We start from the raw sequence: 22,902 nt of genomic DNA, 5'->3' as shown, positions 1-22,902 counted from the left end.
TTCCCTTACATCTGGTGCTTAGAACTTGAAGCGGAAGTTCAGGTAGTACTGGCGGCCGTTGCTGTAGAACGCGTGCGGTAGATAGCCGGGAACGGCGTCGTTCTCGGTGTAGTACTTCAGCTTGGGATCGTTGAGGTTCAGGCCGTCCAGGCTGATGGTCAGCCAGTCGGTGGCCTTGAAGCCCAGCGACGCCGACACCGTGGCGAAGTCGTCCTGGTAGAAGTTGTCGGCGCGGCTGACACCGGCATAGAACGAGCTGCGGTAGCTGTAGTTCACGCGGGCGTTGAAGCGCGCGTTCTCGTACCACGCCGAGAAGTTGTAGGTGTTCTCGGAGGTGCCGTTGAGCGGCTTGCCGCCGTCGGCGTCGCCATCCACATAGGTGTAGTTGGCGTTGATGCCGAAGTTCTCGCCGATCGGCTGCTCGTAGGTCAGTTCGACGCCGCGTGCCTTGCCGTTCGAGTTGACCGGGATCGCCACCAGGTAGTCGCTGTAGACGTCGGTGCCGGCGGCCTGGCTGGCCTGCTGGTCCTTGTACTGCACGATGACGTTGCCGAAGTCGACGTAGCCGTCCAGGTCCATCGAGAATACGCTGGCAGCGAGCAGTGCGCGCGGGGCGAAGTACCACTCCAGCGAGGCATCGAAGTTGGTCGACACCAGCGGATCGAGGTTGGGGTTGCCGCCAATCCCTTCGTGCGTCAGGTCGTTCAGTGTCAGTGAGCCGGCCAGTGCCGAGAAGTCCGGACGCGTCATGGTCTTGCTGCCCGACACGCGCGCCACCAGGTCGTCGGTCAGCTCGAACTTGAAGTTCACGCTGGGCAGCAGCTCGTTGTAGTCGTTGTTGACCACGACCGGCAGGTAGTCGCCGAACGCCGAACCCACCACCGCGCCGGGGATGCCGGAGTTGGGTGCCAGCGCCTGGTTGTAGTGCACATCCGTCTGCGTCCGCACGTAGCGCAGGCCGGCGTTGCCGCTCCAGCGGTCGCCGCGGAAGTTCAGCTGCGCGTACACGGCATTGATGTCTTCCTCGACGCCGTATACGTCGGAGAAGTAGAAGCGCTCGGGATTGTTACGGTTGGCGAAGCGGGCGTTGATCTCCGCCAGCTGGCCGGGCGTGTAGTACCAGATGCCCGACGGCACGTTGCCGCCTACGCCGAAGTCGCCCGGATAGTTGCCGCCGGCAGCCGGATAGGCCGTGATGTCCTGCCAGTTGGTGGCCCAGTTCGGTCCCTGCGCGAGCGAGAAGTCGTTGCTGCGCTCATGGGTGGCGTAGCGGTAGCCGAAGTCGAGCGAGGACAGCACGTCGGACTGGAAGAAGAACTGGCCATCGGCCGAGACCCAGTCTTCCTTGTCTAGCACGTCGATGCCCTGCGCACCGAAGATCCAGCCGCTCTGCGGCAGATGATTCGCGGCGGTATTGGTGCCGCCCAGCGACCAGTCGATGGGATTGCTGACGCCATTCATGCTCCAGCTCGCGCCGGCGTTGCCGGCGATGCCGGTTTCCAGCACGTCCTGCGTGGGGCTGCTGCCGTTGCCCTTGGTGGTGCCCAGCTGGAAGACGAACTTCAGCGCATCGCTGGCATTCCATTCCGCATCCAGCGCGATGTACTTGGAGGTCGACTCCGCACCGGGCCGGGAGATCATGTCGTACACGCCGTAGGGAGTGACGGTCGTGCCGCCGGTGACGGGCGCGTAGGTGGCGCTGGTCAGCACGCCGTTCTGCACCGTGTAGCTCGTCGGGGTCTGCGAATTGACGAACTGGCTGGCCCACATCATGTAGTTGCGGTTGTAGTTGTCCGCTTCCAGCTTCGAGTAGAACGCATTGACGTTCAGGGTCAGGTTGTCGGTAACCTTGGCCTCGATGTTGGCCACGCCGCCCTTGCGCTTGCGCACCTGCTCGAAGAGAGCGGCACCGATCAGGTTGGGGTAGAGAACGCCATCGAGCTCGGGGTTGGTCGAGCTGATGGTGCCGTAGCCGCCCACGACTTCCTGTCCATCGCGGCGCAGGCTGCGTTCCTCGTTGAACACCTGCACCAGGAAGCCGGCGGTGCCTTCGTCATTGCGCCAGTTCAGCAGCGCATCGAGCTGGGGCTTGGTGTCGCCCGGCAGATCGGAGTGCACTGCGCCGATGGAGCCCTGGATGGTGAGCGGCTCGGCGAACTGCAGCGGGCGACGGGTGATGATGTTGACCGAGCCGGCGGTGCCGCCTTCGACCAGCTTGGCTTCGGAGGTCTTGTGGACGACGACGCGGTCGACGATCTCGGACGGATACAGCGAGTAGCTCACGCTGCGGCCTACATTGCCGACCTGGCTGAGCACGAACCAGTCGCCGGTGCCGATGGTGTGGCCGTTGACCAGCGTCTGGGTGAGGCTGGGATTGGTGCCGCGCAGGCTGACGCGGTCGGCTTCGTCGAAGCCGCCTTCGCTGGCGCTGGACGAGGCGATGTTGACGCCCGGCAGCTGGCGCAGCGTGTCGGCCACGTTCTTGGCCGGCAGCTTGCCGACGTCTTCGGCGGTGACGACTTCGACGTGCGTGGCGGCGTCGCGTTTGGCGTCGAGGGCTTTCTCGATGCTGCCGCGGATGCCAGTGACGACGACCGTGTCGAGGTCGGTGGCGTCGGGGGTGGTGGATTCCTGTGCGCTGACCTGCATCGAGAACGCGAGTCCTGCGGCGATCGAGGCCGAAAGGATTGAGGTGCGGTACTTCATGATGTCTCTCCCATCATTGTTTTAGAGTTCCGGCAGCCATCGCTCGCGCTGTTCCGCCGTGCTTGGTACTTCGTTGTCGCCTGGCGTTGCACGTATCCCCTGCACCCCGCCCCTTGATGCGCGCGCCTGTACCGGCGCTTTCCTTCAATTGCCTTCGTCGCGATCCAGGTACCACCTGGCCGCGCCGATCACGCCCAGCTGTCCGTGTTCCACCAATTTCACGGGAATGCGTTCCAGTGCCTCGCGCATCGAGCCCTTGTTGAGGAACCGCGACACGAAGTGGCTGTCGATCAGCACGTCGCGGATCTTCGGCAGGATGCCGCCGGCCAGGTACACGCCGCCCTGCACGCCGTACAGCAGCGCCATGTCGCCGACCACGCTGCCGAGCAGGCCGCAGAACACCTCCAGGCTTTCGCGCGCCAGCGCGTCGTCGCCCGACTGCGCGGCGGCGGTGATCTGGCCCGGGTGGGTGTAGGACGGCGGCGCTGCGCCACGCACGGCGCAGAGCGCGGCGTGCAGGTTCATCAGGCCGGGGCCGGACAGCGCCTGTTCGACCGGCACGTGGGTGCGGGTCTTCAGCATCTCGGCGAGCAGCGCCATTTCCAGCGCGTTGCCGGCGGTCAGGGCGGCCTGGCCGGCTTCCGTCGCCAGCACCACGGCGCGCTTGCCGGAGGGAATCCAGACCGCGGCGCCCAGGCCGGTGCCCGGTCCGAGGATCAGCGTTGGGCCGTGCTTCGGCGCGATGGCCGGGCCGGTCAGCTGCAGCACCTCGCTGGCGCCCATCTGCGCGGCGGCATGCGCCACGGCCTCGAAATCGTTGACCAGGCGCACGTCATCGAAGCCCAGCTGCGCGCGCAGCTCGGCCAGCGACAGGCGCCACGGCAGGTTGTTGGTGATGACGGTGCCGTCTTCCAGCGCATACCCGGCGCTGGCGATCACCGCGCGGGTCACCCGGGTCGAGCCCAGGCCGGCGAGGAAGTCCGCGACGATGTCGCCCAGGCCGGCATGGTCGGCGCAGGCGTACTTGCGGTACTCCAGCATGCGGACCGGTTCGCCCGGATCGTGGCTGCCCCGGACCAGGCCGATGCGGACGTGGGTGCCACCGACGTCCGCCGCGATGAAGGCGTCGTGCGCCCCGCTGATGGCATCTGTCGGCATTGGATTCGCTATGGCGACCACACGTCTCCCCACATGTTCGCGGCCGGGACTCCCGCATCCCGATATGGCCGGAGTGTGGAAAGGGTTTGACAACGTTGTCAAGACTCTGTCATGAAATAGCCGTCCAGCAGGCGAGAGACCGTCATGAAATGGAAACAATCTCCGTATTCAGCTATCAATTGTCGGCACAGGTGTAGGCAATGAGTGCTCAGGTGAAGCGAATTCCGCCAAGTCCCATAGGACTTTATGCTGCAGTGCACGAGCCGTGCGGCTCACAGAAGTGCGGCCAGGGCTGCCATGCGCGCCATCCGGCGTGGCCTTGCTTGGAGGTCTCTGACAACGTTGTTCCCGATCGCCGGCAGGGGGATGCCGGCCCTCGACAGACCAGGGGGATGGCATGACCACCGCGCCAAACGCCAGCGCCTTGCGCTCGCTCGCCATCGTCGGCGTGCTGTTTTTCATCATCGGCTTCTTCACCTGGATCAATGGGCCGCTGATCACCTTCGTCAGGCTGGCCTTCGACTTGGACGAGGTGAACGCCTTCCTCGTGCTGATGGTGTTCTACCTGTCGTACTTCTTCCTGGCCCTGCCGGCGGCGGCGCTGCTCAAGCGCACCGGCATGAAGAAAGGCCTCGCGGCCAGCCTGTTCGTGATGGCGGTGGGCGCGGCGATGTTCGGCGAGTTCTCCACGCAGCGCTGGTATCCGGGCGCACTGGCCGGCCTGTTCGTGATCGGCGGTGGCCTGGCTCTGCTGCAGACCGCGGTGAATCCCTACGTCAGCATCCTCGGTCCCATCGAGCGCGCGGCGCAGCGGATCGCGCTGATGGGCATCTGCAACAAGGTGGCCGGCATCCTGGCGCCGATCGTGATCGGCACGCTGGTGCTGCAGGGCGTGGGCGACCTGGCCGCGCAGGTGGAGGCGGCCGATGCGGCGGGCAAGGCGGCGCTGCTGGAAGCGTTCGCGGCGAAGATCCACCTGCCGTACCTGGTGATGGCGGGCGTGCTGGTCGTGGTCGCGGTCGGCATCCTGTTCTCGCCGTTGCCGGAGCTGAAGCCGGCGGAGGTCAACGCCGCCCCCGTGACCGAGGCGACCGACGGCGGGCGCGGCCTGTCGCAGTACCCGCACCTGTGGCTGGGCGTGCTGTGCCTGTTCGTCTACGTCGGCGTTGAAGTGCTGGCGGGCGATGCGATCGGCGCGTACGGCAACGGCTTCGGCCTGTCGCTGGACCAGACCAAGTTCTTCACCTCGTTCACGCTGGCGGCGATGCTGCTGGGCTACCTAGCCGGGCTGGTGGCGATCCCGCGCTTCGTCTCCCAGGAGCGCTACCTGGCGATCTCCGCGGTGCTGGGCGTGCTGTTCGCCCTCGGCGCGCTGCTGACGCACGGCTACGTGTCGGTCGGCTTCGTCGCCGCGCTGGGCTTTGCCAACGCGATGATGTGGCCGGCGATCTTCCCGCTGGCGATCAAGGGGCTGGGCCGGCATACCGAGACCGGTTCCGCGCTGCTGATCATGGGCATCGCCGGCGGCGCCATCCTGCCGCAGGCGTTCGCGGTGCTGAAGCAGCACTACGACTTCCAGGCGGTGTTCGCCGCGCTGGCCATTCCCGGCTACCTGTACATCCTCTACTACGCGCTGGCCGGCCACCGGGTGGGGGTCGCGAAGCCGTCGGCGACGGCCGTCCCGGAACGCGGCATCATGGCGGACTCGCCTCCATGACGGAAACGCCCATGCGCCGACCCACCATCAAGGACGTCGCCGAACGCGCGAAGGTCTCGCTGAAGACCGTGTCCCGGGTCATCAACAACGAACCGTCGGTGCTGCAGGGCACGCGGGCGCGCGTGCTGCACGCCATCGCCGAGCTGGACTACGAGCCGGACCAGTCCGCGCGCAACCTGCGCAGCGGCACGCCGTTCGTGATCGGGCTGGTGTACGACAACCCCAACCCGTACCACATCATCGGCGTGCAGAACGGCGTGCTGGCGGCGTGCAAGGAAACCGGCTTCGGCCTGCAGATCCATCCGGTGGATTCCACCTCGCCGCTGCTGGCGGAGGAACTGGTGGAATTCGTGCAGCGCTCGCGCCTGGCCGGGCTGGTGCTGACCGCGCCGATGTCCGAACGGGCCGATCTGGTGACGGCGCTCGCCGCGCGCGGGGTGAAGCTGGTGCGCATCATCGCCGCCACCGAGGACCCGGAAGACGGCCTGCCCTGCGTCTATGTGGATGACCGCGATGCCGCGTACCAGATCACCGAGCACCTGATCCAGCTCGGCCACCAGCGCATCGGCTTCCTCTGGGGCGGGCTGGCGCACCGGTCGAGTACCGAGCGCTACGCCGGCTACGAGAAAGCGCTGAAGGACTACGGCATCACCCTCGACAAGCATCTCGTGGTGCCAGGCGACTACACCTTCGACGACGGTTTCCGTGGCGCGCGCCGGCTGCTGGCGCTGCGCGAACCGCCGACGGCGATCTTCGGTTCCAACGACGAGATCGCCGCCGGCGTGCTGGCCGCCGCCAAGTCGGCCGGGATGAACGTGCCGTACGACCTGTCCATCGCCGGTTTCGAGGACAGCCCGTTCTCCAAGCAGTCGTGGCCGCCGCTGACCACCGCCAAGCAGGCCACGCAGGACATCGCCAAGCAGGCTGCGCGGCTGCTGATCGCCGGCCTGCGCACCGACGCCTACGACGACAACCCCACCCCCGTGCACAACCAGGGCTTCGTGCCGCAACTGGTGGTGCGGGGCTCCACCGCGCCGGTCCGGCCGCGCACGGAACGACCCGAACCCACTTCGCCATGACCCCATCCCTTCCCGCTCCCGCCGACACCCTGATGCACCAGGAGGCCGCCCAGGCCGCCGCGATCATCGCCGACCAGTACGCGCGCAACGCCGATACCGTGAAGGCGCTCGCCGCCGATCTGCGCCGCACGCCGCCGCCATTCGTCGTGACCTGCGCGCGTGGCAGTTCCGATCATGCCGCCACCTACGCCAAGTACCTGTTCGAGACGCAGCTCGGCGTGGTGACCGCGTCCGCCTCGCCGTCGGTCGGCTCGGTGTACGAAGCCAAACAGCAACTGGCGGGCGCGCTGTACCTGGTGATCTCGCAGTCGGGCAAGAGTCCCGACCTGCTGCGCAATGCGAGCGCCGCGAAGGATGCCGGCGCGCGCGTGGTGGCCATCGTCAACGTCGCCGATTCGCCGCTGGCGCAGCTGGCCGATACGGTGCTGCCGATGCACGCAGGACCGGAGCGCAGCGTGGCGGCGACCAAGAGCTACCTCGGTTCGCTCGCGGCGATCCTGCAACTCGCCGCGCACTGGAAGGACGAGGCGCCGCTGCACGACGCGACACTGGCGTTGCCGGAGGCGCTGCAGCGTGCGTGGCAGGCCGACTGGTCGCCGCTGACGGAAGGACTGGTGGGCGCACACAACCTGTTCGTCCTTGGCCGCGGTCTCGGCCTTGCGGCAGCGCAGGAAGCCGCGCTGAAGTTCAAGGAAACCTGCGGCCTGCATGCCGAGGCCTACAGCTCGGCGGAAGTGAAGCACGGGCCGATGGCGCTGGTCGGGCCCGGCTTTCCGGTGTTGTGCTTCGCGCAGCCGGACGAGACCGAAGCCGGCATGCTGGCGCTGGCGCAGGAGTTCCGCGGGCGCGGTGCGCAGGTGTGGGTGGCCTCGCAACAGGGCGATCTTCCGCTGGTCGAAGCACCACATCCTGCGTGCGCGCCGCTGCTGACCATCCAGAGTTTCTACCGCGCGATCAACGCGCTGGCGCTGCGCCGGGGCCACAATCCCGACGTGCCGCCGCACCTCAACAAGGTCACCGAAACGGTATGAACAGCGCGCCCCCCGCCACCGCCCTGTGCCATGCGCGCGTGCTGACGCCCGACGGCTTCGTCGAGGGCCTGGCGGTGCTGATGCAGGACGGCCTTATCGCCGACCTCGTCGCGGTCGAGGCGCTCTCCGCCGATGTCGTCCGCCATGACCTGCAGGGCGCCGCGCTCGTGCCCGGCTTCATCGACGCGCAGGTCAACGGCGGTGGTGGCGTGCTGTTCAACAACGACACCAGCGTCGAGGCGATCCGCACCATCGCGCAGGCGCATCGCCGCTTCGGCACCACCGGCCTGCTGCCGACGCTGATCAGCGACGATGCCGAGGTGATGGCGCGTGCCGTCGAGGCGACCCGCGACGCTATCGCGCAGGGCGTGCCTGGCGTGCTCGGCATCCACCTGGAAGGGCCGTACATCGCGCCTGCACGCAAGGGCACGCACGATGCGGCGAAGTTCCGCGTGCCCGGCGCGGACGAAGTGGCCATGGCCACCTCGCTCGACAACGGGGTGACCTTGCTGACACTGGCGCCGGAACAGGTCCCGGCCGACACCATCCGCACGATGGTCGCGCGCGGCGCCATCGTCGTTGCCGGTCACACGGCGGCGACGTACGAGCAGATCCGCGATGGCATCGAGGCCGGTGTGTCCGGCTTCACCCATCTCTACAACGCGATGTCGCCGTTGCAGGGGCGCGAGCCCGGTGCCGTCGGCGCCGCGCTGGAAGACGACGGCTGCTGGTGCGGCGTGATCGTCGATGGCGTGCACGTGCATCCGGCCAGCCTGCGCGTGGCGCTGGCGGCCAAGCCGCGCGGCAAGGTGTTCCTGGTGACCGATGCGATGCCGATGGTCGGCTCCGACGATCCCGCCTTCGACCTGTATGGCGAAACCATCACCGCCGTCGATGGCGTGGTGCGCAATGCCGCCGGTTCGCTGGCGGGTTCCGCGCTGGACATGGCCACCGCCGTGCGCAACAGCGTGCGATTGGTCGGTGTGCCGCTGGAGGAAGCCGTACGCATGGCCTCGACGTATCCGGCCGAGTTCCTTGGACTGGGCGAGACGCACGGCCGCATCGCGCCCGGCTATCGCGCCGACCTGGTGGCGCTGGATGCCGACCTGCAGGTGATCGGTACGTGGATCGGCGGCGAGTGAACGCCGCCGCATGAGCGTCGTGCCGGCCCGGTTCGCGTCCGTCGACGCGCTGCGTGGCCTGACCGTCGCGGCGATGCTGCTGGTCAACACGCCGGGCGACTGGTCGCATGTATATCCGCCGCTGCTGCACGCCGCATGGCATGGCGTCACGCCGACCGACCTGGTGTTCCCGTTCTTCCTGTTCATCGTCGGTGTGTCGATTGCACTGGGCGTGGTGCCGCGGGCGGAAGCGGGAATCGCCAAGCCGGTACTGGTGCGTGCGGTGCTGTGGCGCGCCGCGAAGATCGTCGCGCTGGGCCTGGCGCTGCACCTGCTGGCATACCTGCTGCTGGACCGGCCCTCGTTCCGTCCCTGGGGCGTGCTGCAGCGGATCGGCCTGTGCTTCGCCATCGCCGGTCTGGTCGCGCTGTACACGACGCCGCGTGCGCAGTGGGCGTCGATCGTGGCGACATTGCTCGGCTACTGGGCGCTGATGGCGCCCTGGGGCTACGCGCCGTTTAGCCACCTGGCCGCGCGCGTGGATACCGTGCTGTTCGGACCCTGGCTGTATCAGTGGGATGCCGCCGCGATGCGCGGACAGGATCCGGAAGGGTTGTCAACCACGCTGCCCGCCATCGCCACCACCTTGCTCGGCGTGCGTGCCGGCGGCTGGTTGCGCGCGGGCGCGACCCGCACGCTCGGTGCCGCCGGCGTCGCCATGATCCTGCTCGGGCTAGCGTGGTCTCCGCTGTTCCCGTTGAACAAGGCGCTGTGGACCTCGTCGTACGTGCTGTTCACGGCAGGCTGCGCGGCGCTCGCGCTGACGCTAGCGCATGCGCTGGTGGACCGGCGGGGCTGGCCGGCGATCGGTCGCCGTTTCGGCGCCAACGCGATCGCGGCCTACGTGGGTGCTGCGGTGATGACCTACGTGCTGCTCGGCCTGGGCTGGATGGGGCCGCTGTACCAGCAGGGCTTCGCCGACTGGATGACGCCGCGCTTCGGCGCCTACGTACCCTCGCTTGCGTTCGCACTGGCCTTCGTCGGCGTGTGGTGGGTGCTTCTGGCGATCTTGGACCGGCGTGGGTGGTATCTTAAAATCTGAATCTTGACGAAGCGCGGATGATGGACAAGCGCGCTTGGCCTGATATGGGATCTCACAAGGAGTGAAGAATGGCTAATCGGATGCTGGCTTTCTTGGTCGTGGGGCTCTTGCTGGCGGCGTGCTCTGCAGAGCCTTCTGGTGACGACAAGATCAGGGCGCTGGTTACAGAGCCAGTTGACGGGGCTGCGATGCCCGCGCATCTTCCCTCGCGGCTTCCTCGATTCGATGCGGGCACGACCGTGGCGGCCGAGCAGCCGGCGTTGGCTACAGAGCAAGAGGTCAGAGTCACGGGCGGAAACTCACCGGTGATGGCGATGCCGGATTCGCGATTCTCAATGACTGAAAAAGGGCGATTCAGGCAGCCCAGGGCAATGGCGTTCCTTAACGAGGATCTGTTGCTGGTCGCGGAATTTCCGCGGACCCTGAAACTCATGCGCGTCGCCGATGGTAGCGTGCACAGAGTGACGGGGGTGCCCGACGAGTACTTCATAAACTCGCTTGCCGATGTCGTGGCGCACCCCAATTTCTCGGAAAACGAGACTGTTTATCTGTGTACGATCGTACGCGGCGCGAGTGGTCGCGACTCCCTTGGAGTTAAGCGAGCGCGGCTAATTCTTGGCCAAGACGGGATTTATTACTTGGTCGGCCTGCAGGATGTTGTGGCAAGCATCGCTGGATTCCCTTCTCAAGAGTACGGCTGCCGCATGGCGTTTGGCCGCGACGGAAAGCTGTATATATCCGGGCCATTCCGGGGCGGAACCCAATCCCTGACATTGGACGACGGCAAGATATTCCGCGTAGAAGACGATGGACGAGTTCCTGCGGACAATCCGTTCATCGAACTTAATGACTATTACGCGAAGTACTTTTGGTCGCTGGGTCATCGTCGGCCCGATGCAATGGCGGCGGACGCAACCGGACGTGTCTGGGTGCTGGAGCATGGTGGAAATGCTGCAGATGAATTGAACCTCTTGGAACGCGCGGGAAATTACGGATATCCGATAGCAGCCAAGGATAGTCCGACGCTGCCCCAGCACGAGACCCAGCCATCCTTCATTGCGCCGAAACTCTGGTGGAGGGACCGTATTGGTCCTGCGAGCATGATTGTACACTCGGGAAAAATGTTCCCTGAGTTGCAGGGGAATGCACTGATAAGTGGCGAGCTGGTTTCCAGCATCATCCATGTGAAGTTGAGCGGTGATGAGGTGAGTGAGATATCCCGTATCGGGATGCTTAGGCCAATCAAAGAGATCGAAGAGGCGCCGGACGGATCTGTATGGGCCATGGAGTCTGGGGCTGAAGCACGGTTATGGAGATTGGCTCCGTCCCTTAATTGAGTGCATGAACGCGCGTCGGTTTTCTGGGCTTCCCGGATATCACGTCTTCTTCGCGTCGTTGGAGTAAAAAGGCGAGGACCCCTTCGGAGTTCCCCCGATGAGAATTTCTTCGTTGTTGGCTTGCTGCCTACTGCTGACGGCCTGCCAACGGGCGACCGTGGACCAGGAGGGAATCAACGCCGTCGTGGCGGCGAGGACCGCGACCACGGTGGTGGGCGGATCACCGGCGCAGCGGTCGCCCGTGTCGACACCGGCCGCAGAGCCCGATGGCGGCCGGGTCATGGCGGGTCTTTCACGCGCCCGAGCAGTGCCAGACCCGCCCTTTACCAGCACGCCGGTGGCCACGTTCAACGAACCGTGGGCGATGACGTTCCTGCCCGATGGCCGGCTGCTGGTGACCGAAAAGTCCGGCAAGCTGCGGCTGGCGAACGTCGCCACCGGCCAGGTGGGCGAGATCATCGGTGTGCCGGCCGTGGCGTACGGCGGACAGGGCGGATTCGGCGATGTGCTGCTGCACCCGCGCTTCGCCGACAACCGTCTGGTCTACCTCAGCTATGCGGAGGCCGGCAGCAACAGCACGCGCGGCGCGGCGGTGGCGCGGGCGACCCTGCAGCTCGACGCCAGCGGCAACGGCGGCAGCCTGTCGAACCTGCAGGTGATCTGGCGCCAGCTGCCCAAGGTCAACGGCGATGCCCACTACGGGCACCGGCTGGCCTTCGGTGCCGACGGCAAGCTGTGGATCACCTCGAGCGACCGCCAGGTGATGACGCCGGCGCAGGACCTGCAGTCCTCGCTCGGCAAGCTGATCCGCCTCAACGACGACGGCAGCGTGCCGCCGGACAATCCGTTCGCTGCGCAGGGCGGGATCGCGGCGCAGGTATGGACGCTGGGCCACCGCAACCTGCTGGGCATCGCTTTCGACAACGCCGGCCGGTTGTGGACGCACGAGATGGGACCGGCGGGCGGCGACGAACTGAACCTGATCGAGCGCGGCAGCAACTATGGCTGGCCCGTGGTCTCCAACGGCAACCACTACGACGGCACCAACATCCCCGACCACCCCACGCGTCCGGACTTCAATGCGCCCGAAGCGTGGTGGACACCGGTGATCGCACCGGCGGGCTTCGTCATCTACTCCGGCAACCTGTTTCCGTGGTTCCGCGGCAAGGGTTTCATCGGCGGGCTGGCGTCGCAGGCGCTGGTCGAGATCGAGTTCACCGGCACGCAGGCGCGCGAGTCGCGGCGTTACCCGATGGGCAGGCGCATCCGCGAAGTCGAACAGGGGCCCGACGGCGCGCTGTGGCTGCTGGAGGACGGCAGCGGCGGACGCCTGCTGAAGCTCACGCCCAACCGCAGTTGATCAGCGCGCCGGATGCGCCGCGCTGTCGTGGGCGGCGAGCTTCTGCTCGCGGCCATGGCGGACGTCCAGGAACAGGCTGTAGGCGGCGGTGAACGCCGGCAGCAGGTTCTGCAGTACGCCCACCGCATCCTGCTTCGACGAGAACAGGAAGTAGCTCAACGCCATCAGGCTGCCGGCCAGGCTCATGTACCAGAACAGCCGCGGAATCACCGGGCGCCGGGCACGCCGCGAAGCGACGAACTGCACCACCCAGCGTGCGCCGAACATGCCGGCGCCGGCCAGGCCGATCAGCTTCCACGGCGTCATGTGCAGGCCGGTCCAGCCCAGCCACAGCAGTTCCTGGTCCATCGCGCTCATGGCTTGCGCCCGGCGCTGAGTTCGCTGATCGGGGTCACGTGGCTGCGCTGGATCAGCCACGACACGCCCATCAGGTCGCGGATGCCGACCAGCGCGCGGCCGAGGTTGGTGTACTTGGACTGCCCCGAACGGCGTGGACGGTGCGAGACCGGCACGCTGACGGTCTTCCAGCCGGCGCGTTGCATCAGTGCCGGCAGGTAGCGGTGCATGTGGTCGAAGTAGGGCAGCTCGAGGAACGTGGCGCGTTCGAACAGCTTGATGCCGCAGCCGGTGTCCGGTGTGTCGTCGCGCAGCAGGTACTGGCGGATGCGGTTGGCCCAGCGCGATGCCCAGCGCTTGCTGGCGGTGTCCTTGCGGTCGACGCGCCAACCGGCGAAGAGGCGGGTCCGCGGGTCGGCGGCTTCGCGCGCGGCCAACAGTTTGAGGATGTCGGCGGGATCGTTCTGGCCATCGCCGTCGAGCGTCGCGATCCACGGCGACAGCGCCTGCTTCACGCCGGTGCGGATCGCCGCGCTCTGGCCGCTGCGCTGCAGGTGCAGCAGCACGCGCAGCTCCGGCACCTCGGCCTTCAGCGCCGCCAGCACGTCGCGGGTGTCGTCCTCGGAATGGTCGTCCACGCAGATCACGTCGAACGCCACGCGGCCGCGCAGGTGGCGCACCACCTCGTGCACGAGCGGACCGATGTTGTCGCGCTCGTTGAAGACCGGAATGACGACGGACAGACTCATGTCAGGCGAGGGTGATGGAAGAGTCATCAGCGTGCGCTCCGGCAGGTCAGGAAAATGTCGTGGTCCGGGCGGTACAGCGTGGTCTTCACGTCGGCGAGGCCCAGGACGGTGTGGAACAGGTCGTCGTGCGTGTGCTCGGCCGTCGCCTGCCGTCGCAGGCAGCGGTCGTCCAGATGGGTGGACTGGCGCCATCCCGCCGAGAACCAGGCGACCATCGGCACCTCCAGCTGTTCGCGCGGGGCGATGGAGTACGGCATGCCGTGCAGGTACAGGCCCTTCTCGCCCAGCGACTCGCCGTGGTCGGAGACGTACAGCAGGGCGGTGTCGTAGCCCTCCAGGCCCGTCAACTGGTCGATCGCGGACGCCAGCACGTGGTCGGTGTAGCGCAGGGCGTTGTCGTAGGCGTTGGTGATCTCGGCGCGCGTGCAGCGTTCCAGGTCGGAGGTGGTGCAGACGGGGGTGTAGACGCCGAAGTCCGGGGGATAGCGCTCGGAGTAGGTCGGTCCATGGTTGCCCAGCATGTGCAGCACGATGACCTGGTCGCCTTTCTGGCGGCGCGCCGCGTCTGCCAGGCCCGCGAGCAGAATGCCGTCATGGCAGCGCTTGCCGTTGCACAGGCCGGCATCGCTGCGCGCGTGCAGGTCCTCGACCGGCAGGCCATCGCAGACGCCCTTGCAGCCCGACTGGTTGTCGCGCCAGAGCGTGGCCACGCCCGCGCGCTGCAGTACGTGCAGCAGCGACTGATGGCTGCGGATCTCCTTTTCGTCGTACCGCTCGCGTCCCCAGGGCGAGAACATGCAGGGCAGCGACACTTCGGTGCTGCTGCCACAGGCGGCCACATGCGGGAAGTTGAGGACATCGCGCTTCGCCAGTGCCGGCGTGGTCTGGCGTGCATAGCCGTTGAGGCCCCAGTTGGCCGCACGCGCGGTCTCGCCCACGACCAGCACCAGCAGCCGCGGCCGCCGCATGGTGGCGGCAGGCGACTGCACGGCATCCTCGCCGATGGACCGCAATGCGCGCTTGTGGCCGGGCGGTTCCTCACTGACCACCTTGGCCAGCGACACCAGCACGTTCGCCGGCGTGACCAGATAGCGGACCTCGCGCTGGTTGCGCAGGAACGCGGTCAGCTGTTGGGTGGATGGCAGGATGCCGAGCACACCCACGCCCACCATGGCCATGAGGAACAGCGCCCGTGCGGACAGCGTCCGTGTCCAGCGGCGCTCCCGTACGCGCACGCGCCAGATCACCAGCAGCGCAGGAACAGCCGCCAGCAACGGCAGCAGGAAGTCGGCACCCACCAGGTCACTGGCCTCGCGCCAGTCGGTGTGCAGCACGTTGCGGACCATGTCGGCGTCGATGTAGATGCCGTACGCCGACATGTAGTGGCCGGCCATCGCAGCCGTCAGCACCAGCAGCGACAGGACGATCCGCGCCGTGCGCCGCCAGACCAGCAGCGAGAGCCATACGCCATGCACGGCGGTCACCAGCAGGAACAGCGACAGCGTCCATCGCCCCTGCTGCCAGGGCTGCGGCGCGGCCGACCGCCAGAACTCCGCGTTGGCGAACAGGGTGAAGTAAAGGCAGGCGAGCAGGATGAGCGCTTCCGCCGACATCCGCGGGCGGACAGCCAGCAGCGCGCAGAGGCGCCGCCAGCGGGATGGCAGCGCGGCATGGTCGAGAACCGAGGCACTCATGCGCGATCCTGCCCCTGGCTGCGCGATGCGAACCATGTCCCGATGCGATCGACGCTGCAGGCCACCGCCCAGCAGATCGCCAGGCTGGCGATGTCGTGCGACAGGAAGTGGGCGCCCCGCAGCTGTTGCGCAAGGCCGAAGACGATGCCGGCAAGTAACCCTGCGCCCAGTCCGGCATGGCGCCAGCGCGGCGCGGCATGCAGGCAGAAGAAGTACAGCGCCACCCACGCGTAGCCACCGGCCGCATGCGCGGCGGGAAAGCAGGCCGGCGTGCCGAGTTCGACCGGACGGTGCGCGAACAGGGGAACGAAGGGACGTTCGCCGCCGAAGCCGACGAGATCCCATGGGCAGTCCATGTGCGTGGTGGCTTTCAGCCAGGCCACACACGCGGTGGAAGCGAGCACGGACACCAGCAGGCGCGCCGCAGGACGCGTCCACGCGTGCGCCGAGGGTGTGCGCCAGTACGCCAGCGTCGCCATCAACACGCCGGCCCATGCCAGTTGGCTCACCAGGCGGCCGCTACGGTGGAGCACCGTCTCCAGCATGAAGTCGCGCTTCAGCGACCACGTGTCGCCCTGCTGGTGGAACAGCCACGATGCCCACGGCTGGTCGAGCGATTGCGCGGCCATCCACGCCGCCGCCAGCAGGATCAGCGAAACCGGCAGCAGGCCGGGCAAGCGCTGCCCGGAAAAAGCGGAAAGGGACGTCGGGGAGGCGGACATGCGGAGCGCGCGGCACAGGGTGCGCGCATGCTCGCCATCACGTTGTCGTAGCGCGGTCGGACCGGTGTCGGAGCCGCGTTAAGCGCGGTGAGTGTCGGTGTTTGGAACGCTACGATGTTGGGCGATGTTCAGTCTTCGCTGACGTCGGCGGACCAGCTGTCCGGCACGTCGCAGCCGGCGATCCACGCCGTGCCCGGCGCCAGGATCCAGGCGCGGCGATTGGACGCGCCGATGTCGATGACCCGGGCCGGATCCAGGCACGGGCCGATGGCGTCCTTGCGCAGGAACAGCCAGCGCCTGTCCGGTGCTTGCAGCAGCCACGCATGCGCGTGCTGCCACTGCTCGACCCAGGGCCGCTTGAAGCCGAACTCGGTGACCGGCCGGTCGGCCTGCAGCAGGTGCTGTTCGCGCCAGCCCAGCAGGGCGAGTTCCGCGTCCGGGCCGATGCGTTCGCCGACGCGCTGCATCAGCGCCCTGGCCGAACTGTCCGGACTGAGCGCCGGCATGAAGCCCATGCCGTACGCGGTCCACAACGCCGCCGTCACCGCGACCAGCGCCACCACCACCTGCCGCCGCGCGACGATCATCACGACCATCGCGATGGCGGCGAAGCCGATCAGCCACCGGCCCAGCTGCGCGACCGTATCGATGTCCATGCCACGACCGTCGACCAGCGCCTGCACGCGCGCGGGCGAAGCCGTCAGCAGCCACAGTCCCAGCGCACCGGCGACCGTCGCCAGGACGGCCAGGTAGCTCCACAGCACCGCACGCACGCCGCGACGCCGCAGCAGACCGGACAGCAACGGCGCTGCCGCCACCGCCAGCGCCGGCAGCATCGGGAAGATGTAGACCTCGCGCTTGCCCGGGCTGGCGCTGAAGAACAGCAGCACCAGCAGCGCCCAGCCGAGCAGCAGCGCGTATCGCGGATCGGCGCGGCGCAGCCGTCGCCACCACGCCGGCAGCAGCCAGGGCGCCAGCAGCACGCCGGGCAGCCACAGCGTCAGCATGGTCTGCAGGTAGTACCAGGCGGGCTTCACGTGGTGCCAGGCGTTGGCGTAGCGCGTGCCGGTCTGCTTGAACAGCATCTCGCGCGCATAGGCGTGCAGGGCGGGGTCGGACGACGACAGCGCGACCGCCAGCATCGGCACCAGCCAGACGCCCGCGCCCGCGATGAAGCCCGCCACGCCGGCCAGCGCATGCAGGCCGCGATGGGACGGCAGTGCACGTCGGGAGGCCACGCGCACCCACAGCCACGGCAGGAACACCAGCAGCGGCAGGAAGCCCACGCCCTTCGTCACCGTCCCCAGTCCGGCGGCGAACGTGCCCAGCGCCAGCAGCCATGCGCTCGGCTTCTCCAACAGGTAGCGCAGCAGCGCCCACAGCGACAGGGTGGTCATGCCCACCAGCACCATGTCGATCTGCGCGCGCTTGGCCTGCAGCGCGAACTGCAGGCAGACGAACAGGCCGAACACCGCGTACGGCACGGCACGACGCCCCCACAGCCGGCGCGCCAGGTCGCCCGCCAGCCACAGCGTCAGCAGCGCCGACAGCAGCGACGGCAGCAGGAAGGCCACCTGCCAGTCGCGCACCAGCCGATAGCTGGCGGCCTGCAGCCACATGAAGGTCGGCGGTTTCTCGGCGTACAGCTCGATGCCGCGATGGGGGAACAGCCACTGCCCGGTCTCGATCATGGTCCTTGCGGCCAGCACGAAGCGCGGCTCGTCGGCCGGCATCGGCTCGCGCAGGCCCAGGCCGGCCAGCAGCGCCCATACCAGCAGGACGGCCAGCAGCGGCGTCTGCCAGCGGGGGGCGTGTCGGAACGGCGTCGGTCGCATCGGCGGCATGCCCGTCTGCAGTCGGGCGCATGATCGTGGATGATGCGGCGTAGGAGTTTCGTCGGAGCTCCGACGTCGCTTCGACGTCCGCCCGGCGATGCTGCCGGTCCCTCTTCCTGGCGCGGGTCCTGCCGATGCGGCTGCTGGTGATCGAAGACAACCGGAACCTGGTGGCGAACCTGTTCGACTATTTCGAGGCGCGCGGCCACACCCTGGACGCCGCGCCCGATGGCATTACCGGGCTGCACCTGGCCACCACGCAGGCCTACGACGCCATCGTGCTGGACTGGATGCTGCCGCGGATGGAGGGGCCGGAAGTGCTGCGCCGCCTGCGCGAGGAGCACGATGCCAGCGTGCCGGTGATCATGCTGACCGCACGCGATGAATTGCCTGACAAGATTTCCGGCTTCCGTGCCGGCGCCGACGACTACCTGACCAAACCGTTCGCGCTGCCCGAACTGGAAGTGCGGCTGGAGGCGCTGCTCGCCCGCGTGCACGGCCGGCAGCGGCGCAAGGTGCTGGAGGTACACGACCTGACCCTCGACCTGGCGACGCTGGAAGTCACCCGCGCCGGCCAGCCGCTGCACCTGTATCCGGCCTGCCGCAAGCTGCTGGAGACCTTGATGCAGGCCAGTCCCGCCGCAGTCACCCGCCAGCAACTGGAGCACGCCCTGTGGGGCGACGATCCGCCGGACGGCGACATGCTGCGCTCGCATATCTACGAACTGCGGCGCAGCATCGACGGCCCGTTCCCGGTCAAGCTGATCCAGACGCTGCCGCGCACCGGCTATCGGCTGGCGGTGCCGCACGAGGCGCGGCAGGCATGACGCCGCGGCGCAGCCTGCATGCGCAGATCCGGCGCCTGCTCGGTGGCTACGCCGCGTTGCTGGCGGTGGTCATCGTGCTGGTCTTCGCCGACGACTTCCTCGAGGACCGGATCTGGAAGTCGCTGCTGCAGCGGGAAATCGTGCAGCACCTGCAGCGCCAGGATGCCGACCCGCAATACGCGTGGCAGGACACCGCATCGATGCAGCTGTACCAGCTGCCCGGCCGTCCGCCGCCGCCGGGGCTGTCGATGCTGCCACAGGGCGTGCACGACGACTTCTGGTTCGGCGGGCGCGAGAACGTGGTGCTGGTCACCCGGGTGCGCGGCGTGGACTACTTCGTCGTGCGCGACATCACCGGCATCGAGACCGTGGAGGAGATGCTGATCGCCGGTTCGCTGCTGCTGGCGCTGGTGGCGCTGGCGGTCATCGGCGTGCTGGCCGCCCGCGGCGTGCGCAATGCGCTGCGCCCGCTGTCCGACCTGGCCGGCGACATCGGTGCGCTGTCGCCCGACCACGCCGGCCAGCGCGTCGTCGTGAGTCCCGGCGCCAGCTCCGAGCTGCACGTCATCACCAGCGCCCTGAACGACTACCTGCGCCGGCAGGACGCCTTCGTCGAGCGCGAACGCGTCTTCATCGACACCGCCAGCCATGAACTGCGCACGCCCATCGCCATCATCGCCGGCGCCAGCGAACTGGCGCTGGACCAGCCCGCGCTGCCGGCACCCGCGCGCCAGCAGGTGCAGCGCATCCACCGCACCGCGCGCGATGTCGAACGGCTGATCGCCCTGCTGCTCGCGCTGGCGAAGGATCCCGCGCGGCTGTCGCGCAGCAACGAACGCGTGCACCTGCACGAGTTGCTGCCGGACATCATCGAGGACCACCGCCACCTGATGGCCGGCAAGGATCTGCAGGTGGTGGTGGAAACGCTGGCGCCGTGCAGCGTGTCCGCGCCGCTGCACATCGTGCAGTCGGCGATCGGCAACCTGCTGCGCAATGCCATCGAGAACAGCGACAGCGGCGAGATCCGCGTGGGGCTGGATGCGGACGCGACCGTCACCGTTCAGGATCCCGGCCATGGCATGACGCCGGAAGAGATCAGCCGCCTGTACGCGCAGATGGCGCGCGGCGGTGGCCGCGAGGGCGGCGGCATCGGCCTGGACCTGCTGGCACGGCTGTGCGAACACCTCGGCTGGACGCTGTCGATCCAGTCGGCGCCGGGACGCGGCACGATCAGCCGTCTCCGGATCGCGCGTTGACGCTGTCTTTCGCCCCGCCGGGCTTAGCATCCATCACCCCTCACGAGGACATCACCATGAAGCGGTCGCTGCCCTGCCTGGCCCTGCTCCTGCTGGCGGCCTGCAAGCCCGCCACGCCGCCGCCGCCCGCGCCGGCGGTCGCCGAGCCGCCGCCCACCGTCGCCCCGGAGGCATCGCCCGCGCCGGTGGCGAACATCCCCGCGATGGCGCCGCCGTCCTTCGATTGCGCCAAGGCCCAGAGCGCTGCCGAGAAACTGGTGTGCAGCGACGCCGAACTCGCGGCGCTGGACCGCCAGCTGGCCGCCCGCTACGCCGAACGCAAGGACGCCGACCCGGCTGTGCAGCGCGGCTGGGCCAAGGGCCGCGACGAATGCTGGAAGCAGCCGGACCTGCGCCTGTGCGTGCAGGAGGCCTACCGCACGCGCCTGGTCGAACTGGCCATCGGTGCACCGGGCATGGTGGTGCCGACGCCGGTCGAGTACCGCTGCAGCGACAACCGCCTGCCGTTCACGATGGTCTACTACAACGACATCGATCCGGCCGCCGCCGTCATGACCTGGGGCAACGACCAGGCGATCGTGTTCCCGCAGCCGGCCGCCAGCGGCGCCAAGTACGGGCGCGTCGGCATCGAATACTGGGAACACCAGGGCGAGGCCTCGGTGGACTTCTTCGGCAACAAGCTGAGCTGCAAGCCGGTGCCGTGACGCCGTGACGGGCGCGGTCGCCGCGAGGGCGGCTGCGCCTGCGCCCGCCGGCCGCCTCAGCGCACGCGGCGGTAGCGCACTTCGTTGTGGCGGTCGCCGACCTGGGTGGTCACCAGTCCGTCGCGCGACTGGTCGATGTCGAACGAGGTGTTGCCCACGTTGAGGCGGCCGTCGTTGATCCAGCCGCTGACGGTCTGGTCGCGCGTGCGCGCGGTGGCGCGTCCGTCGGCACTGACGGTCAGGGTGACGTCGCGGTCGTACACCGGGTTGTAGCCCTCGAACGTCCCGATCATCCACGACGGCACGTACGAGCTGTGCCGTGCGCCCTGGTAGCGGTCGTCTTCGTATTTGTCGTCGTTCTTGTTGGCGTTGTGCGCGATGGCGCCGAGGATGGCCGCGCCGATCAGCACGCCGGCGGCGACCTTGGCGTCGTGGTTGTCGTCGTGGTGGCCCGACGAGCTGGTATGCACGCGGAACGTGGCGCGGCAGCCGTCGTCGACCCAGATCTCGCGGCGGTTGTAGTCCCAGGTGCGGCCCTGCGTGCACGCGGTGCCGGACAGCTGGCGGTCCAGCGTCACGTAGCCGGCGGTATCGATCGGACAGCTCTGGTAGCGGTCGTTGCGGCTCTCGCAGGTGACGTAGTCATCGGCGCGGGCGTCGGCGGCCCAGAGGCCGGCACCGGCGAGACAGGCGGACAGGAAGATGCGCGTGCGTTCCATGACGGGTCCTTCGTGTGGCGGCGGGAGGGCGCGGCCTGTCCGGCCGCGCGGCCACGATACCGCGGGACGCCGCCAAATGTGAGGCGAGCCCTCAGCCGTCCGTCTGCCGCTGCTGCCTGACCGCCACCACCCGCGCCGCCTGCAGCGCTTCCCCGATCTGCACCCCGGTCATGCCCTCGCGCACCACCTCGCGCGCGCTGACCTGCAGGGCGGCCTGGTGCAGGCGCACCAGCGTCCGTCCTTGCGGATAGTCGGCTTCCTGCTGGCCGCCGCGGCCGCGCTTGTCGGCCTCGCAGACGGTGGCCAGCCACGGGATGCGTTCCGGCCGGCGGAACGCATCGCAGCGGGTGAGCAGCTCGACCACGGTCGCATCGCGCAGCTCGAACAGGCGATGGATGTTGAGATGCTCGCGGCAGGCCATCACTGCTAGCTCGCGATGATCGAGCGGCACCTTGAGGCGCTCGCACAGCGCGATCACCGGCGCCACGCCCGCGTGTTCGTGACCGATGTGCTTGGGCAGTACGTCGGCCGGCGTCAGCGCCTTGCCCAGGTCGTGCACCAGCGCGGCAAAGCCAATGCGCGCGTCAGCGGGCGCGAGCCGCGCCGCCATGTCGCTGACCATTTCCTGGTGCAGGCCGGTATCCACTTCCGGGTGGTATTCCGCGCGCTGCGGCACGCCGTACAGCGCATCGACTTCCGGCAGTACCACCGCCAGGGCCCCGCAGGCGCGCAGCGTGGCGAGGAAAGCCGACGGCGTGGCCGATGCCAGCGCGCGCCGCAGTTCCTGCCAGACGCGTTCGGGGACCAGCGTGTCCAGCTCGCCGCTGGCGACCATGGCGCGCATCAGCGCCATCGTCTGCGGTGCGACGGTGAAACCCAACGAGGCGAAGCGGGCCATGAAGCGCGCCGCGCGCAGCACACGCAACGGATCTTCGGAGAAGGCCGGGCCGACATGGCGCAGCACGCGCGCTTCCAGGTCGCGCGCACCGCCACAGGGATCGACCAGGGTGCCGTCTTCGTCCTGCGCGATGGCGTTGACGGTGAAATCGCGACGCTGCAGGTCCTCTTCCAGCGTCACCGAGGGATCGGCATCGACCACGAAACCACGATAGCCGCGCCCGCTCTTGCGCTCGGTGCGTGCCAGCGCATATTCCTCGCCGGTATCCGGATGCAGGAACACCGGAAAGTCGCGCCCGACCGCCTTGAACCCCTGCGCTTCCATTTCCCCCTGCGTGGCGCCGACCACGACCCAGTCGCGGTCGCCGGGCGCCAGGCCCAGCAACCGGTCGCGTACCGCGCCGCCGACGAGATAGATCTTCATGCCGGCATGATGCCGGATCGGAGACGTCATGCGGTCCTTCTGTAGGAGCGACGTCAGTCGCGACCGCGGCCGGTGCAGGCCATGGGCCTTGCGATCGTGCGCAGAAGGTCCGCTGATGACATGGCGTC

At 68.1% G+C, this 22,902-nt stretch carries 20 protein-coding genes; 10 read left to right on the top strand and 10 right to left on the bottom strand.

Features of this window, described 5'->3' with window-relative positions; genetic code table 11:
- Positions 1-18: 18 nt before the first annotated feature.
- Together MMG85_RS04770 and MMG85_RS04765 are read right to left on the bottom strand one after the other, a co-directional pair.
- Positions 19-2,706: a TonB-dependent receptor gene (locus MMG85_RS04770; RefSeq protein WP_241044986.1), complete on the bottom strand. Its 2,688-nt coding sequence runs from the start codon at positions 2,704-2,706 to the stop codon at positions 19-21.
- Between the two features lie 144 nt (positions 2,707-2,850).
- Positions 2,851-3,864 carry a glucokinase gene (locus MMG85_RS04765; RefSeq protein WP_241044985.1) on the bottom strand — a complete coding sequence of 338 codons (1,014 nt, stop codon included), beginning with the start codon at positions 3,862-3,864 and terminating at the stop codon, positions 2,851-2,853.
- Positions 3,865-4,261: 397 nt separating this feature from the next.
- Here MMG85_RS04765 and MMG85_RS04760 point away from each other — a divergent pair, with 397 nt between their 5' ends.
- The 6 genes from MMG85_RS04760 (at position 4,262) to MMG85_RS04735 (ending at position 11,251) form a co-directional block, all read left to right on the top strand.
- Positions 4,262-5,581 carry a sugar MFS transporter gene (locus MMG85_RS04760; RefSeq protein ID WP_241044984.1) on the top strand — a complete coding sequence of 440 codons (1,320 nt, stop codon included), beginning with the start codon at positions 4,262-4,264 and terminating at the stop codon, positions 5,579-5,581.
- An 11-nt stretch (positions 5,582-5,592) separates the two neighbouring features.
- Entirely contained in the window at positions 5,593-6,660 is a 1,068-nt protein-coding gene (locus tag MMG85_RS04755) for a LacI family DNA-binding transcriptional regulator (RefSeq protein WP_241044983.1), read from the top strand.
- A complete protein-coding gene (locus tag MMG85_RS04750; RefSeq protein ID WP_241044982.1) occupies positions 6,657-7,691 on the top strand; it encodes an SIS domain-containing protein in 1,035 nt (344 codons plus the stop codon). Before MMG85_RS04755 ends, MMG85_RS04750 begins: the two co-directional genes overlap by 4 nt.
- The gene (gene nagA / locus MMG85_RS04745) at positions 7,688-8,833 is read left to right on the top strand and encodes an N-acetylglucosamine-6-phosphate deacetylase (RefSeq protein WP_241044981.1); all 1,146 of its coding nucleotides are present in this window, start codon (positions 7,688-7,690) and stop codon (positions 8,831-8,833) included. The genes MMG85_RS04750 and nagA overlap by 4 nt, the downstream gene beginning before the upstream one ends.
- A 10-nt stretch (positions 8,834-8,843) precedes the next feature.
- Positions 8,844-9,914 (top strand): DUF5009 domain-containing protein, encoded by a 1,071-nt coding sequence (locus tag MMG85_RS04740; RefSeq protein ID WP_241044980.1) that lies wholly within the window; start codon positions 8,844-8,846, stop codon positions 9,912-9,914.
- Between the two features lie 68 nt (positions 9,915-9,982).
- Positions 9,983-11,251 (top strand): PQQ-dependent sugar dehydrogenase, encoded by a 1,269-nt coding sequence (locus MMG85_RS04735; protein WP_241044979.1) that lies wholly within the window; start codon positions 9,983-9,985, stop codon positions 11,249-11,251.
- Positions 11,252-11,290: 39 nt separating this feature from the next.
- Here MMG85_RS04735 and MMG85_RS04730 read toward each other — a convergent pair whose 3' ends face one another.
- A complete protein-coding gene (locus MMG85_RS04730; protein WP_241044978.1) occupies positions 11,291-11,533 on the bottom strand; it encodes a hypothetical protein in 243 nt (80 codons plus the stop codon).
- A gap of 25 nt (positions 11,534-11,558) precedes the next feature.
- Between MMG85_RS04730 and MMG85_RS04725 the strand changes: the two genes are divergently transcribed.
- Positions 11,559-12,611: a PQQ-dependent sugar dehydrogenase gene (locus MMG85_RS04725; RefSeq protein WP_345778836.1), complete on the top strand. Its 1,053-nt coding sequence runs from the start codon at positions 11,559-11,561 to the stop codon at positions 12,609-12,611.
- Here MMG85_RS04725 and MMG85_RS04720 read toward each other — a convergent pair whose 3' ends face one another.
- The 5 genes from MMG85_RS04720 to MMG85_RS04700 all read right to left on the bottom strand — a co-directional run bounded on the left by MMG85_RS04720 (position 12,612) and on the right by MMG85_RS04700 (position 17,947).
- Positions 12,612-12,968 carry a lipid-A-disaccharide synthase N-terminal domain-containing protein gene (locus MMG85_RS04720; RefSeq protein WP_241044977.1) on the bottom strand — a complete coding sequence of 119 codons (357 nt, stop codon included), beginning with the start codon at positions 12,966-12,968 and terminating at the stop codon, positions 12,612-12,614.
- On the bottom strand, positions 12,965-13,696 hold the full coding sequence (locus MMG85_RS04715; protein ID WP_241044976.1) for a glycosyltransferase family 2 protein: 732 nt from the start codon (positions 13,694-13,696) through the stop codon (positions 12,965-12,967). The genes MMG85_RS04720 and MMG85_RS04715 overlap by 4 nt, the downstream gene beginning before the upstream one ends.
- A 26-nt stretch (positions 13,697-13,722) precedes the next feature.
- Complete coding sequence (locus MMG85_RS04710; protein WP_241044975.1) at positions 13,723-15,390, bottom strand: phosphoethanolamine--lipid A transferase; 1,668 nt, start codon at positions 15,388-15,390, stop codon at positions 13,723-13,725.
- Positions 15,387-16,112, bottom strand: coding sequence for a phosphatase PAP2 family protein (locus MMG85_RS04705; protein ID WP_241044974.1), 726 nt, complete (start codon positions 16,110-16,112; stop codon positions 15,387-15,389). The genes MMG85_RS04710 and MMG85_RS04705 overlap by 4 nt, the downstream gene beginning before the upstream one ends.
- A gap of 128 nt (positions 16,113-16,240) precedes the next feature.
- Positions 16,241-17,947 carry a glycosyltransferase family 39 protein gene (locus MMG85_RS04700; RefSeq protein WP_241045022.1) on the bottom strand — a complete coding sequence of 569 codons (1,707 nt, stop codon included), beginning with the start codon at positions 17,945-17,947 and terminating at the stop codon, positions 16,241-16,243.
- A gap of 134 nt (positions 17,948-18,081) precedes the next feature.
- On the opposite strand from MMG85_RS04700, the gene MMG85_RS04695 reads away from it, so the two are divergent.
- Genes MMG85_RS04695 through MMG85_RS04685 form a run of 3 tightly spaced genes read left to right on the top strand, consistent with a single transcriptional unit; the run spans position 18,082 to position 20,734 of the window.
- Positions 18,082-18,774, top strand: coding sequence for a response regulator transcription factor (locus MMG85_RS04695; RefSeq protein WP_241044973.1), 693 nt, complete (start codon positions 18,082-18,084; stop codon positions 18,772-18,774).
- Positions 18,771-20,030, top strand: coding sequence for a HAMP domain-containing sensor histidine kinase (locus MMG85_RS04690; protein ID WP_241044972.1), 1,260 nt, complete (start codon positions 18,771-18,773; stop codon positions 20,028-20,030). Before MMG85_RS04695 ends, MMG85_RS04690 begins: the two co-directional genes overlap by 4 nt.
- A gap of 56 nt (positions 20,031-20,086) precedes the next feature.
- Positions 20,087-20,734: an MliC family protein gene (locus MMG85_RS04685; protein WP_241044971.1), complete on the top strand. Its 648-nt coding sequence runs from the start codon at positions 20,087-20,089 to the stop codon at positions 20,732-20,734.
- A 56-nt stretch (positions 20,735-20,790) separates the two neighbouring features.
- Here the strand turns inward: MMG85_RS04685 and MMG85_RS04680 are convergent, their stop codons facing one another.
- Positions 20,791-21,453, bottom strand: a complete 663-nt coding sequence (locus MMG85_RS04680) for a DUF3011 domain-containing protein (protein ID WP_241044970.1) — start codon at positions 21,451-21,453, stop codon at positions 20,791-20,793.
- Between the two features lie 91 nt (positions 21,454-21,544).
- Positions 21,545-22,774, bottom strand: a complete 1,230-nt coding sequence (locus tag MMG85_RS04675; protein WP_241044969.1) for a multifunctional CCA addition/repair protein — start codon at positions 22,772-22,774, stop codon at positions 21,545-21,547.
- Positions 22,775-22,902 lie beyond the last annotated feature (128 nt).

Origin of the sequence: Pseudoxanthomonas sp. LH2527, from assembly GCF_022539275.1 — a bacterium.
In the GTDB taxonomy this organism is placed as follows: Bacteria; Pseudomonadota; Gammaproteobacteria; order Xanthomonadales; family Xanthomonadaceae; genus Pseudoxanthomonas_A.
The sequence above is the reverse complement of the archived record's forward strand: the minus strand, read 5'-3'. Positions and strand labels throughout refer to the sequence as shown.